Below are 12,442 nucleotides of genomic sequence, written 5' to 3'. Positions count from 1 at the left end.
TAACGGTACCGGCCCGCGATTGTTGTTTTTATGTCTTCCTTTTTTATTCTCCTTTTGCCGATGCAAAGATAATGCCGCCTTAGCGGGAAGGCGGACGGACCTTATCCTTTTTTTATAGCGGTATCCGGATAGCGGTCCAACGCTATTTTCAGGCAGGTTATGGCCTTTTTCAGGGCGTCCCGGTTGAGCACATACGCCAGCCTCACCTCATTTTTACCCAGTCCCGGTGTGGCATAAAAGCCATTGCCGGGGGCCAGCATAACGGTATGCCCTTCGTGGGAGAATTCCTCCAGCAGCCACTGGCAGAACGCCTCGGCATCCGGTACGGGCAGCCGCGCCATGGCATAAAAAGCGCCGCCCGGGTTGGGACAGAACACACCCGGTATGGCGTTCATCTCCTTTACCAGGAGGTCGCGCCGGGCCAGGTACTCCGTCTTTACCCCGTCGAAATAATCGACCGGCAGGTCCACGGCGGCTTCCCCCAGGATCTGGGCAAAGGAGGGCGGGCTCAGCCGGGCCTGGGCAAACTTCATGGTGGCGTTCAGCACCGCGCGGTTGCGGGTGATAAAGGCGCCGATGCGGCCGCCGCAGGCGCTGTACCGCTTGGAGATGGTGTCCATCAGCACGACATGGTCCTCCATCTCCGTCAGGCTCAGGGCGGAAAAATGAGTGCCGGTATAGCAGAATTCGCGGTAAGCCTCGTCGGAGAAGAGAAAAAGATCGTATTTCAGGCAGATCTGCTTCAGGGTCTCCAGCTCCTGCCGGCTGTAGAGATAGCCGGTGGGATTATTCGGATTACAGATCAGGACGGCCCGTGTCCGCTTCGTGACCTGCGCCTCGAAGGCTTCCATGGGCGGCAGGGCGAACCCGTCTTCGATATGGGAGTTGACCGGCCGCAGGATAACGCCGGCCTCTGCGGCAAAGCCGCTGCAATTGGCATAGAACGGTTCGGGGATAATGATCTCATCGCCCGGATCCAGGCAGCCCATCATCCCGAAAAGGATGGCCTCCGACCCGCCGGTGGTGATCATGATCTGGGAGGGATCCAGCGAGATGTCGAAACGGCTGTAATATTGGGTCAGTTTCTGCCGGTAACTTTCATTGCCTGCGCTGTGGCTGTACTCCAGTATTTTAAAGTCGAAATGACGTACCGCGTCCAGCGCCGCAGCCGGCGTTTCGATATCCGGCTGGCCGATGTTCAGATGATAAACCTGTACGCCCTTTTTTCTGGCTGCTTCGGCGTAAGGCACTAATTTCCGGATGGGAGAGGAAGGCATCTGCTCCCCGCGCTGACTGATCGTTGGCATGGCGGCAAAACTAAGGGATTTTACGACATGCAGGAGCAGTCCCGGAACAATAAATATACGGCGTTTACTGAGCTACTTTTCCGCGTAGATGCAGTTCAACGGTCTGGGGAATTCCTTTGAAATTCACAAAAACGGTTTTGTTGACCTGGCCCAGGGTAGCGGCATTATAGGTGGCTTTTATGCTGCCTTTCTTACCGGGCATCACGGGCTCCTTGGTCCAATCGGGCGTGGTGCAGCCGCAGCTGGGCTGGGCGTTCTGGATGATCAGCGGTTCCTTGCCCGTATTGGTGAAGGTAAATTCCACGGTGACCGGTTTGTTGAGCTTGGCCGTTCCGAAATCGATGTTCTCTTCCTTGAACTTCACTTTTCCGTCCAGCGGGGATTTGGCGGCGGCCGTCTGCGTGCTGGCAACGGGCTGCTGGGTCTGTGCCATTGCGCTGCTGCCGGCAGCCAGCAGGCCGATACCCAGGCAAAGCATAAATTTTTTCATAAAATGAGGCATTTTGGTTTTCGAGAATGATTTTGTCCGCCGGTAAGCCCTCCGGGCCTTACCGGATAGGTTACAAATATAGGAATGTCTCCTCTTTTTCGGCCGCAAATTTTATGGAGATGCCGGCTGGCCGGATGAATGGAAAGGAGTTTGCGCGCCAGAACGATTTTTATACCGCCGCAATAAAGCCTACATTTGTATATTTAGGGTCGTTAATCAGGCGCAGCCCCTCCGGATGCTGCCGGTTGCGGTTTTGCTGCGGAAACGGAGGCCGGCGCTCCTGCCGGGACTTTAACGGTTAAATTCTTTATACGTGAACGAATCACCATATCCACATCCAACTGCTTACGATCACCAGCTGTCCTTCGAGGACTTTCGTAAACAGGTGCTGACGGATTACCGGTTGATCTGTGAGAGCAGGGAGCTCAGCCTGCTGGCACGCAGGGAAGTGCTTACCGGAAAGGCCAAGTTCGGGATTTTCGGAGACGGGAAAGAAGTTCCCCAGGTGGCGATGGCGCGGGCTTTCCGGCCGGGCGACTGGCGGTCCGGTTACTACCGGGATCAGACGCTTGCCTTTGCCACGGGAATGGCGACCATTGAACAGTTTTTTGCCCAGCTATATACGGATACGAACCCCGAACACGAGCCCTTTTCGGGAGGGCGGCAGATGAATGCCCATTTTGCCAGTCCGAATATCGACGGGCAGGGTCAGTGGATGCCGCTGGCAGAGATGAAGAACACCGCTGCGGACATGTCGCCCACAGCCGCCCAGATGCCCCGGGCGGTCGGGCTGGCCATGGCTTCCAAGCTGTTCCGGGAAGTCCCGGAGCTGCAGTCGCTCACCGGCCTCTCCCACGGAGGCAGCGAGGTTTGCTTTGTCACCATAGGAGATGCCAGCACTTCCGAAGGTCACTTCTGGGAAGTGGTGAATGCCGCCGCAGTGCTGCAGATACCCATGGCCATCTTTGTCTGGGACGACGGCTACGGCATTTCCGTACAGCGCCGCATGCAGACGGTAAAGGGTTCCATATCGGCTGCTCTCGAAGGTTTTCGTAAAACAGACCGCGGCAACGGAATAGATATCTACCGGGTGAAAGGCTGGGATTATGCCGGGCAATGCGAGGTTTTCGAAGCCGGCGTACGTAAGATAAGGGAAACCCATGTGCCTGCCATTTTTCATGTGGAGGAGCTGACGCAGCCCCAGGGGCATTCCACCTCAGGCTCTCACGAGCGGTATAAAAGCAAGGACCGGCTGGCCTGGGAAAAGGAATGGGACTGTAACCGGCAGATGCGGCACTGGCTGCTGGAAAATGCCCTGGCCGAAGAAGAAGAGCTGCGGCAGATCGAACAGGAGGCCAAAACATATGTGATCGAATGTAAAAAGCGCGCCTGGGAAGCCTATCAGCGGCCGATCCTCCAGGAAGTACAGCAGACGGTGACCTATGGGAAGCGCCTGCTGCAGGAGGGTAAGGCGGATGCGCAGCTGGTGCGGACCGAAATGCAGCAGTTGCTGTCGGTAAAGGAACCGCTTCGCCGCGATATCCTGAGCGCTATGGCCCGCATACTCCACGCACATGATACCCTGCAGACGCCGGCGATAAAAGCATTGCGGAAACGCTATGCCCTGTGGCAGGAGCAGAACAGGGTACGGTACAATTCCCTGGTATATGCCGAAGGCCCGAATTCGGCCCTCAACGTGCCCCCCGTGCCCGTTCAGTATGCGGAGGATGCTCCCCAGCTGAACGGGTACGAGATCCTGAACCATTATTTTGATCAGCTGCTGAGCCGCGACCCCCGGGTGTTTGCCTTTGGAGAGGACCTGGGTCTGATCGGGGATGTCAACCAGGGATTTGCCGGCCTGCAGCAGAAGCACGGGGATAAGCGTGTAGCCGACACCGGTATACACGAGCTGGCCATTATGGGACGGGGTATCGGCATGGCCCTCCGCGGCCTGCGGCCCATTGCCGAAGTGCAGTACCTGGATTATATGCTGTATGCGCTGGAGCCCCTGAGCGACGATGTGGCCTCCCTGCATTACCGCACGCGGGGTACGCAGGTATGCCCTATCATCGTACGTACCCGCGGTCACCGCCTGGAAGGCATCTGGCATTCGGGCTCCCCGATGGGAATGCTCATCCATTCCCTCCGCGGCATGCACGTATGCGTGCCCCGCAACATGGTAAAAGCCGCGGGCATGTACAATACGCTGCTGAGGGCCAACGAGCCTGCGCTGGTGATAGAATGCCTGAATGCCTACCGGCTGAAAGAAAGGCTGCCGGCTAACCTTGACGACTATACGGAGCCGCTGGGCATTCCGGAAGTGATAGTGGAAGGGGAGGATGTAACGATCGTATCCTATGGCTCGGTGCTGCGCATCGCCCAGGAAGCCATTGCGCAGCTGCAGAAGCTGGACATCTCCTGCGAGCTGATCGACGTGCAGACCCTGCTGCCTTTCGATATCCATCATTCCATTGTGGAATCCCTGAAGAAAACCAACCGCATTCTGTTCCTCGATGAGGACGTCCCCGGCGGCGCCTCCGCCTTTATGTACCAGCAGGTCATGGAAGAGCAGGGCGGCTACCGCTGGCTGGATGCTCCGCCCCGCACCCTCACCGGCAAGCCGCATCGTCCGGCATACGGATCAGACGGGGATTATTTTTCCAAACCCAACACCGAAGACATCGTAGCGGCCGTGCTGGACCTCATGAAAGTCTAAAATCAAAACCGTGAAAATAGTTGTTCTGGATGGCCATACCCTCAACCCCGGCGATCTGTCCTGGGATGAGCTGCAGCAGCTGGGCGAGCTGGAAGTGTATGACCGTACCGCCCCGGAAGAAGTAGTCGGGCGGTCGCGCGGCGCGGATGTGCTGCTGACCAACAAAGCCAGGGTAACGGGGGAACATATACGGGAATTATCGGGTCTTAAATACATCGGGCTGCTGGCTACGGGTTACGACAATGTGGACATACAGGCGGCCCGGGAGCTGCAGATACCCGTAACCAATGTGCCGGCCTACAGTACGGACTCCGTGGCGCAGCTCACCTTTGCGCTGATCCTGGAGCTGACCCACGGGGCAGGGGCCCGCGCGGCCGCCGTACGGGAGGGCGCCTGGAGCCGGAGCGCCGATTTTTGTTTCGGTCACGAAGGGCTTACGGAGCTTTCCGGGAAAACGCTGGGTCTTGTCGGGTTCGGACAGATCGGGCAGGCGGTGGCGCGGATCGGGAGGGCTTTCGGGATGGAAGTGACGGCCGTGGTGCGCAGCCCGGAAAAATATGCCGGGGCGGAAGTCCGCTTCACCGGCCTGGAGGCCTGCTTCGCGGAAGCCGACTTCGTCAGCCTGCATTGCCCGCTTACGGCTGAAAACAAAGGCATGGTCAATGCCGGCCGGATCGGGCTGATGAAGACATCGGCCTGTCTGATCAATACCAGCCGCGGAGGCCTGATCCATGAAGCCGACCTCGCTGCGGCGCTGAACAGCGGCCGCATTGCCGGTGCTGCGGTGGATGTGCTTTCTGCGGAACCTCCGGCAGCCGGTAATCCCCTGCTTTCGGCGGCCAACTGCATCGTCACCCCGCATATCGCCTGGGCTACGCAGGAGGCCCGCAAACGGCTGATGAGCAGGGCTGCGGAAAATGTAAAGGCGTTTCTCCGGGATACACCGGTCAATGTGGTGAACTGATCGTCGGGATGAACGAAGCGGCTATTTCAGGTTGTGAAAAACCTTCTGCACGTCATCGTCCTCTTCCACGCGGGCAATTAATTTGAGGACATCTTCCGCCTGATCCTCGGGCAGCTCCACGGTAGTGGTGGGTATCCATTCCAGCTCGGCGCTGAGTGGCTCCAGCCCTTTATCTTCCAGCGCTTTCTGCATGTTTCCGAAATCGGCGAAGCCGCAGCGGATCACCAGATGGCCTTCCTCATCCTCGCCCAGCTCCTCCAGGCCATAGTCAATGAGCTCCAGCTCCAGCGCTTCGGGATCGACCCCTTCCGCATTGAGGCGAAAGACGCCGAGGCGGTTGAACATAAAGCTGACGCTGCCGCTGTTGCCCAGGTTGCCGTTCCCCTTGTTAAAATGGCTGCGCACATTGGCAACGGTACGGGTGGTATTGTCGGTGGCCGTTTCCACCAGCAGGGCTACGCCATGGGGACCGTATCCTTCGTACAGGACCTCTTCGTAGCTTTCCGTATCCTTGCTGCTGGCCCGCTTGATTGCCGACTCAATGCGGTCTTTGGGCATGTTGATCGCCTTGGCGTTCTGGATGACCCGGCGGAGGGCGGGGTTATTATCCGGGTCCGGGCCGCTCTGCTTTACGGCGATGGCGATTTCTTTTCCAAAGCGGGTAAACTGTTTGGCCATGCGGTCATAACGCGCAAACATCTTGGCCTTACGTACTTCAAATATCCGTCCCATGGGTTCCTTTTTCGATTACCCGGCAAATTTATATCATCCTGCCTTTAATTTATTGCCTTTTATGCGGTAATAGGCGTAATAAAAAATATGGAAGATAAACATGAGTATGGAGAAGATGATCAACGCGCTGTCTTCCGGGCTCATGCTGTGGTGGAGCCAGGTAACGGCGCCCAGCAGGACACAGAGCAGGAGACCGCAGACGGAAGTAACGCGGTAGCTTTTTCTGTGATCCGCAGTGGTATCTGTGGCGCCGAGATGGCTTTTACGGATGCCGAAGGAGAGATAGACGTCGAAGCCGATCATCATCCAGGCGATCAGCCGGATCCAGGTGTCCAGCGGCAGAAAGGCCATCATCAGGAAGCAGACGAGGATGCCCAGGATGGGAACCAGCGGCACCAGCGGGGTCCGGAAGGCGCGCGGCGCTTCGGGCATGGATCTCCGCAGCACGATGACCCCGGCGCTGACCAGGATAAAGGCGAAGAGCGTGCCGATGCTGGTCATTTCCCCGACCACACTCCCCGGCACAAAGGCGGCAAACAGGCTGACAAAGATCATGAACAGCAGGTTGGACTTGGCCGGTGTCCGGAACTTGGGATGCACGCTGGAAAATATCCTGGGCAGCAGGCCGTCGTGGCTCATGGAGTAAAAAACGCGGCTCTGCCCCAGCAACATCACCAGGATCACCGAAGAATAGCCCAGCAGAATAGCGACGATGATAAAGCGGTTGAGCCAGGGATAGGCAGGGTGGATGATCCCGTCGGCACCGACGGGCCCCATGTGGTCGATGGCGGTGGCTACGGGAGCCAGGTGGTCGGTGGCTGAGCCAAAAGAAGTATAATTGGCCACGCCCGTCATCACATAGGCGAACAGCATGTAGAGCAGGGTACAGATCAGCAGCGACCCCAGGATGCCGATCGGCATGGCCTTTTTGGGATTCCGCGTTTCCTGGGCGGCCGTGGAGACCGCATCAAAACCGATATAGGCAAAAAAGACAATAGCCGCCGCCCGGATGATGCCGCTCCAGCCGAACTCCCCGAATTTCCCGGTGTTGGGCGGGATGTAGGGGGTCAGGTTGGCCGGGCGTATATACCGGAAGCCCACGATGATAAAGATGATCACGATGGACACCTTTAATATAACGATGATGCTGTTCACCCAGGCCGATTCCTGCGTGCCCCGGATGAGGACCAGCGACATGAGCACCACGATAAAAACCGCCGGCAGGTTGATGACGCCGGTAATGAGGCTGCCGTCTGCCAGGGTGAGGCTTTCAAAGGGCGACATGATCAGCTGCGGAGGAAGGGCATATCCCAGCGATTCCAGCAGCTTGTTGAGGTAGCCCGACCAGCTGGACGCCACGGTAGCCGCTCCTACGGCATATTCCAGCACCAGGTCCCAGCCGATGATCCAGGCAATGAATTCCCCCATGGTGGCATAGGAGTAGGTATAGGCGCTTCCCGCTACGGGGATCATCGAGGAGAACTCTGCATAGCACAACCCCGCAAAGGCGCAACCGATGGCGGCGATCACAAAGGAAATCGTAATGGCAGGGCCGGCGTGGTGGGCGGCGGTGATGCCGGTGATCGAGAACAGACCCGCGCCGATGACGGCGCCGATGCCCAGGGCTACGAGGGCGCCCGCGCTCAGCGTCTTTTTCAGGCCATGTTCGGATTCGGAAGATTCGGATAAGAGTTGTTGCAGGGGTTTCCTGATGAATAAACTCATGAGGTGCAGGTTTGGTTTGCAAAATGGCTTTAAAAATAGGAATTATGGTCAGGCTGCCCAAATATAATGTCTGGCGGGTTATATGGGGGTATTTGGTTAGTTTTGGCCCTTTTACCCTTGCAGAACCTTTTTGCCTATGAACAAAAAGACGATCGTGCCGGTGGTGATCATCCTCTGTACCCTGGCCGCATTTCTTACCGTACTGCATCATTACGGTTGGCTCCATTCTTCCCCTGCGCTGCTGCTGGCCGTCCGGTGGGCCGCCATCGCCGGCCTGGTGGTATATGCCGTTACCAAGCGCTCGCTGACCACCTGGATATTTGTCAGCATGATCATCGGCGCTTCCCTGGGTCATGATGTCCCGCATTTTGCCGTAAAGCTGCAGCTGCTCAGCAAGATCTTCCTGCGGATGATCAAGACCATTATCGCCCCGCTGATCTTCAGCACGCTGGTGGTGGGTATTGCCGGGCACTCCGATCTGAAGCAGGTGGGACGCATGGGCTGGAAATCGCTCGTCTATTTTTACTCGGCCACCTTTGTGGCCCTGTTTATCGGTCTGCTGGCCATCAACGTCAGCAGGGCGGGACTGGGCATACACATGCCGGCCAATGCAGTGGAGGAGGCGCCGCCGGCCGGGGAGCATTCGCTTGCCGATACCATCCTGCATATATTCCCCGAGAACATCGCCCGCGCGGTGGCGGAGGGAGAGGTGCTGCAGATCGTCATCTTTGCCGTCATCTTCGGGATCGCCCTGGCTTTGCTGAGCGAGCAGAAAAAGAAGCCGCTGCTGGGCTTCTGCGAGAGCCTGTCGGAAACCATGTTCAAGTTTACGAACATCATCATGTACTTTGCCCCCGTCGGCGTGGGCTGCGCTATTGCCTATACGGTGGGACATATGGGGCTGGGCGTGCTGCTCAACCTCTTTCATCTGCTGATGACGCTGTATGTGGCGCTGGTGGTGTTCCTGCTGGGTGTATTGCTGCCGGTAGCCCTGTTCATCCGCATACCTGTCCGCCGTTTTATCAGCGCCATCGCGGAACCGGTCTCCATTGCCTTCGCCACGACCAGCTCGGATGCGGCGCTGCCCAAGGCCTTCCAGGCCATGGAGCGCTTTGGCGTTCCCAAGCGGATCGTGGCCTTCGTGATCCCCACGGGCTACAGCTTTAACCTGGACGGCACTACGCTGTACCTTTCGCTGGCCGCCGTGTTCGTCTCCCAGGCCGCCGGGGTCCACCCTTCCTTTGAGCAGCAACTGCTGATGGGCATCACCCTGATCATGACCAGCAAGGGGGTGGCTGCGGTGCCGCGGGCTTCGCTGGTGATCCTGCTGGGAACGGTGCATTCCTTTCACCTGCCTACCTGGCCGGTGTTTATCATCCTCGGCATCGATGAGCTGATGGACATGGGCCGTACCTCGGTCAACGTCATCGGTAACTGTCTGGCTTCCGCAGTAGTGGCGCGCTGGGAAGGAGAGTTTGACGATGAAAAAGCCCGGCGTTTTGTGCCCGAATGAGCGCTACAGGTTCCCTTTCTTTAATTCCTCCACGGCGTGATTCGCTGCCCGGGCGGTCAGCGCCATAAAGGTCAGCGACGGGTTCTGGTTGCCAACTGAGGTCATGCAGGAGCCGTCGGTGACAAACACGTTATGGCAGGCATGCAGCTGATTCCATTTGTTGAGCAGGGAGGTCTTCGGGTCTTTTCCCATGCGGACGCCCCCCATCTCGTGAATGTCCAGCCCGGGCGACTGTTGGGAGTCGCGGGTTTGGATATCCTTACAGCCGGAACGTTCCAGCATCTCCGCGCCCTGTTGCAGGAAATCTTTCATGAGCTTTACATCATTATCGTCGTATCCCACGGAAGTGATCAGCTGGGGGATGCCCCAGGCATCTTTTTTATCCTTGCTGAGTCTTACATGATTTTCGTGTTTGGGCACCGTTTCCCCCTGCATCATCATATACACCCCCCAGCCTCCCGGATCGGTCAGCTCTTCCTTTAGCGCGCTGCCTACGCCTTCCCCCCACATTCCCCGTTGCCAGCCGGCCCGCCCGGCGCTGAAAGCTACCATGTACCCCCGCAGAAAATCCGTCTGCTGGCGGAACACATTCCGGAATGAGGGCATAAAAGCGGTGGTGGGACGGCGTCCGAAATAATATTTATCGGCATACCCCTCAAAGGTGGCCGACATGCTTCCGCGGTAATTGTGAAAGGCCACAAAATGACCAAGCATCCCGCTGTCGTTCCCCAGCCCGTTGGGGAAGCGTGCGGAGGTGGAGTTGAGCAGCAGCAGGTTGGTATTCAGGGTGGCGGCGTTGACAAAGATGATGCGGGCATAATATTCCGTGGTGGCTTTCGTGTGAGCGTCGATCACCCGGACGCCGGCGGCCCTGCCTTGTTTTTCGTCGTAGATGATACTCTCCACGACGGCATCCGGATGAATGGTGAGGTTGCCCGTTTTTTCTGCCCAGGGCAGGGTGGAGGAGTTGGAGCTGAAGTAGCCTCCGAAAGGACAGCCTCGGGCGCACATGTTCCGCGCCATACACCGGTGCCGCTCCTGCGCTTCATGGATGGGTTGGGGGCGGGTCAGGTGGGCGCATCGTCCGATGATCACCTGCCGGTCGTTATACTGTTCTTTTATTTTTTGCTGGATGTGTTTTTCCACACAGTTGAGCTCAAAGGGCGGCAATACTTCGCTGTCGGGGAGGTTGGGGATGCCGTCGCGGTTACCGCTGATGCCGGTGAATTTTTCTACATGGGAATACCAGGGCGCGAGGTCTGCATACCGGATCGGCCAGTCCACGGCAAAGCCGTCGCGCGCGGGCGCTTCAAACTCATAGTTGCTCCAGCGCTGGGTCTGCCGGGCCCAGAGCAGCGATTTGCCCCCGACCTGATAGCCCCGTATCCAGTCGAAGGGCTTTTCCTGGATGTAGGGATGCTCTTTGTCCTTGACAAAAAACTGTTCCGTCGCTTCTTCAAAGGCATAGCAGCGGCTTACGACAGGATTCTCGCGGGTTACCTGTTCTGGAAAACGCCCGCGGTGCCGGAACTGCCAGGGGTCCATTGTGGTGGTGGGATAATCCTTCAGGTGGCGGACCATGCGGCCCCGTTCGAGCACCAGCGTCTTCAGTCCTTTTTCGCAAAGTTCCTTGGCGGCCCAACCGCCGCTGATGCCGGAGCCGATGACGATGGCATCATAGGTTTGCTGCTGCTGTGCTTTTCCGGAAATATTCATGCTATAGATTTTTTGAAATAAAAAAACAAGCTGCTCATGCCGCACCGTTCCCCGGGCGTTGTGCCGATGGTGTTTCCAGTATGGCCTCAAGGGTCTTCCAGCCCTGGAACAGTGCCCGGGGGGTATGGAAGCAACCTTTCCATTTCCCGCCTTTTACGGGAAGCAGCACTTCCCCCTGCCGGTTGAGATAGCCGAACCATTCCCCGTGCTTTTCATCTACAAAATGATCCCAGAGGTAACGGTGAATTTTTTCAAACCAATGCAGACAGTCTTCATTGCCGGTATGCAGATACCCTTTCAGCATACAAACCAGTCCTTCGGCATGCACCCACCAGAGCTTCTGATCCCATTCCAGCTGCTGGGGAGCATGTCCTTTTGCATCCAGAAAATAAAAGATGCCTTCATCGGTATCGTCCCATCCGTAGTCCGCCAGCTGCAGGGCAATCTTTACCGCTTTATCGATCAGCGCCCTGTTGCCGGTGTGACTTCCGATATCCATCATAAACCACATGGCCTCCAGCCCGTGGCCGGGGTTGACCAGCCGGCCTTCGAACGAGTCCGAAGGCGCTCCTCCGGGGCCTATATTTTCCAGCAGGAGGCCCTGGTCCGGCTGATAAAATTCTTCCATGACGGTATGTACGCCCCGGCGGATGATATGTGTCACCAGCTCCGGATCCAGGATGGGTTCCAGCTCCAGCACCAGGTTGGTGAGTATCATCGGCAGCGCAAAATTTTTCAGCGGGCGGGTCCCGGGCACTGATTTGGAATAAGGGCCTTTGGGATTATCCTGACGGCTGAGTATCTGGTCAAAGGTGGTTACGGCGATGTCCCGGTAAGCGGTATCGCCTGTGGCCCGGAAAAGCTGTCCGAAGGCCATGGCGGCGAAACAATCGGAAAAGATATTATAAGGCTGCACAAGCGGTTGCCCTTCCCGGGTCAGTGAAAAATACCAGCGGCCTTCCCTGCTTCTGCCGTGGCGGGCCAGGAACTCCGCGCCAAGGAGGGCCGTATCCAGCCATACCTGTTGCTTTTCCACCCGGTTGTACAGCATGGCGAATGTCCATACCTGCCGGCATTGCAGCCACAAAAACTTATCCGTATCATAAACTTTTCCTTCCCGGTCCAGACAGGTAAAATATCCACCGTACTTTTTGTCGGGAGAATGGTTGAGCCAGAAAGGTATGACATCCTGCAGCAGGTTATTGCGGTACAGGGTCGCACAGGCTTTTAAATCCATTGTCCGGGTCGGGTTTTGCATGATTTTGGTTATCGTCAGGGC

At 57.4% G+C, this 12,442-nt stretch carries 9 protein-coding genes; 3 read left to right on the top strand and 6 right to left on the bottom strand.

Going from position 1 to position 12,442, the window contains the following annotated elements; genetic code table 11:
• Window positions 1–101: 101 nt before the first annotated feature.
• Together ABD851_RS17630 and ABD851_RS17625 are read right to left on the bottom strand one after the other, a co-directional pair.
• Window positions 102–1,307 (bottom strand): pyridoxal phosphate-dependent aminotransferase, encoded by a 1,206-nt coding sequence (locus ABD851_RS17630; RefSeq protein WP_344981794.1) that lies wholly within the window; start codon window positions 1,305–1,307, stop codon window positions 102–104.
• A gap of 64 nt (window positions 1,308–1,371) precedes the next feature.
• Window positions 1,372–1,797: a DUF1573 domain-containing protein gene (locus ABD851_RS17625; protein ID WP_344981792.1), complete on the bottom strand. Its 426-nt coding sequence runs from the start codon at window positions 1,795–1,797 to the stop codon at window positions 1,372–1,374.
• Window positions 1,798–2,110: 313 nt separating this feature from the next.
• Between ABD851_RS17625 and ABD851_RS17620 the strand changes: the two genes are divergently transcribed.
• Both ABD851_RS17620 and ABD851_RS17615 read left to right on the top strand, forming a co-directional pair.
• The gene (locus tag ABD851_RS17620; RefSeq protein ID WP_344981790.1) at window positions 2,111–4,513 is read left to right on the top strand and encodes an alpha-ketoacid dehydrogenase subunit alpha/beta; all 2,403 of its coding nucleotides are present in this window, start codon (window positions 2,111–2,113) and stop codon (window positions 4,511–4,513) included.
• 10 nt (window positions 4,514–4,523) lie between these two features.
• Window positions 4,524–5,477 carry a D-2-hydroxyacid dehydrogenase gene (locus ABD851_RS17615; RefSeq protein WP_344981788.1) on the top strand — a complete coding sequence of 318 codons (954 nt, stop codon included), beginning with the start codon at window positions 4,524–4,526 and terminating at the stop codon, window positions 5,475–5,477.
• Between the two features lie 21 nt (window positions 5,478–5,498).
• Here the strand turns inward: ABD851_RS17615 and ABD851_RS17610 are convergent, their stop codons facing one another.
• A complete protein-coding gene (locus tag ABD851_RS17610) occupies window positions 5,499–6,209 on the bottom strand; it encodes a YebC/PmpR family DNA-binding transcriptional regulator (RefSeq protein WP_344981786.1) in 711 nt (236 codons plus the stop codon).
• A 33-nt stretch (window positions 6,210–6,242) separates the two neighbouring features.
• Entirely contained in the window at window positions 6,243–7,934 is a 1,692-nt protein-coding gene (locus tag ABD851_RS17605; RefSeq protein WP_344981784.1) for an amino acid permease, read from the bottom strand.
• 136 nt (window positions 7,935–8,070) lie between these two features.
• Here ABD851_RS17605 and ABD851_RS17600 point away from each other — a divergent pair, with 136 nt between their 5' ends.
• Entirely contained in the window at window positions 8,071–9,447 is a 1,377-nt protein-coding gene (locus ABD851_RS17600; RefSeq protein WP_344981782.1) for a dicarboxylate/amino acid:cation symporter, read from the top strand.
• Window positions 9,448–9,450: 3 nt separating this feature from the next.
• Here the strand turns inward: ABD851_RS17600 and ABD851_RS17595 are convergent, their stop codons facing one another.
• Complete coding sequence (locus ABD851_RS17595) at window positions 9,451–11,163, bottom strand: GMC oxidoreductase (protein ID WP_344981780.1); 1,713 nt, start codon at window positions 11,161–11,163, stop codon at window positions 9,451–9,453.
• 34 nt (window positions 11,164–11,197) lie between these two features.
• Window positions 11,198–12,400 carry a n-acyl-d-glucosamine 2-epimerase gene (locus ABD851_RS17590; RefSeq protein WP_344981778.1) on the bottom strand — a complete coding sequence of 401 codons (1,203 nt, stop codon included), beginning with the start codon at window positions 12,398–12,400 and terminating at the stop codon, window positions 11,198–11,200.
• Window positions 12,401–12,442: the final 42 nt, after the last annotated feature.

Source organism: Compostibacter hankyongensis, assembly GCF_039541075.1.
GTDB lineage: Bacteria > Bacteroidota > Bacteroidia > Chitinophagales > Chitinophagaceae > Compostibacter > Compostibacter hankyongensis.
This window is presented reverse-complemented; position numbering and strand designations above follow the sequence as displayed.

Coding starts and splice junctions, on each gene's coding strand:
- ABD851_RS17630 (WP_344981794.1), bottom strand. CDS start 1,307: ATGCCAACGATCAGTCAGCGCGGGGAGCAGATGCCTTCCTCTCCCATC.
- ABD851_RS17625 (WP_344981792.1), bottom strand. CDS start 1,797: ATGAAAAAATTTATGCTTTGCCTGGGTATCGGCCTGCTGGCTGCCGGC.
- ABD851_RS17610 (WP_344981786.1), bottom strand. CDS start 6,209: ATGGGACGGATATTTGAAGTACGTAAGGCCAAGATGTTTGCGCGTTAT.
- ABD851_RS17605 (WP_344981784.1), bottom strand. CDS start 7,934: ATGAGTTTATTCATCAGGAAACCCCTGCAACAACTCTTATCCGAATCT.
- ABD851_RS17600 (WP_344981782.1), top strand. CDS start 8,071: ATGAACAAAAAGACGATCGTGCCGGTGGTGATCATCCTCTGTACCCTG.
- ABD851_RS17595 (WP_344981780.1), bottom strand. CDS start 11,163: ATGAATATTTCCGGAAAAGCACAGCAGCAGCAAACCTATGATGCCATC.
- ABD851_RS17590 (WP_344981778.1), bottom strand. CDS start 12,400: ATGGATTTAAAAGCCTGTGCGACCCTGTACCGCAATAACCTGCTGCAG.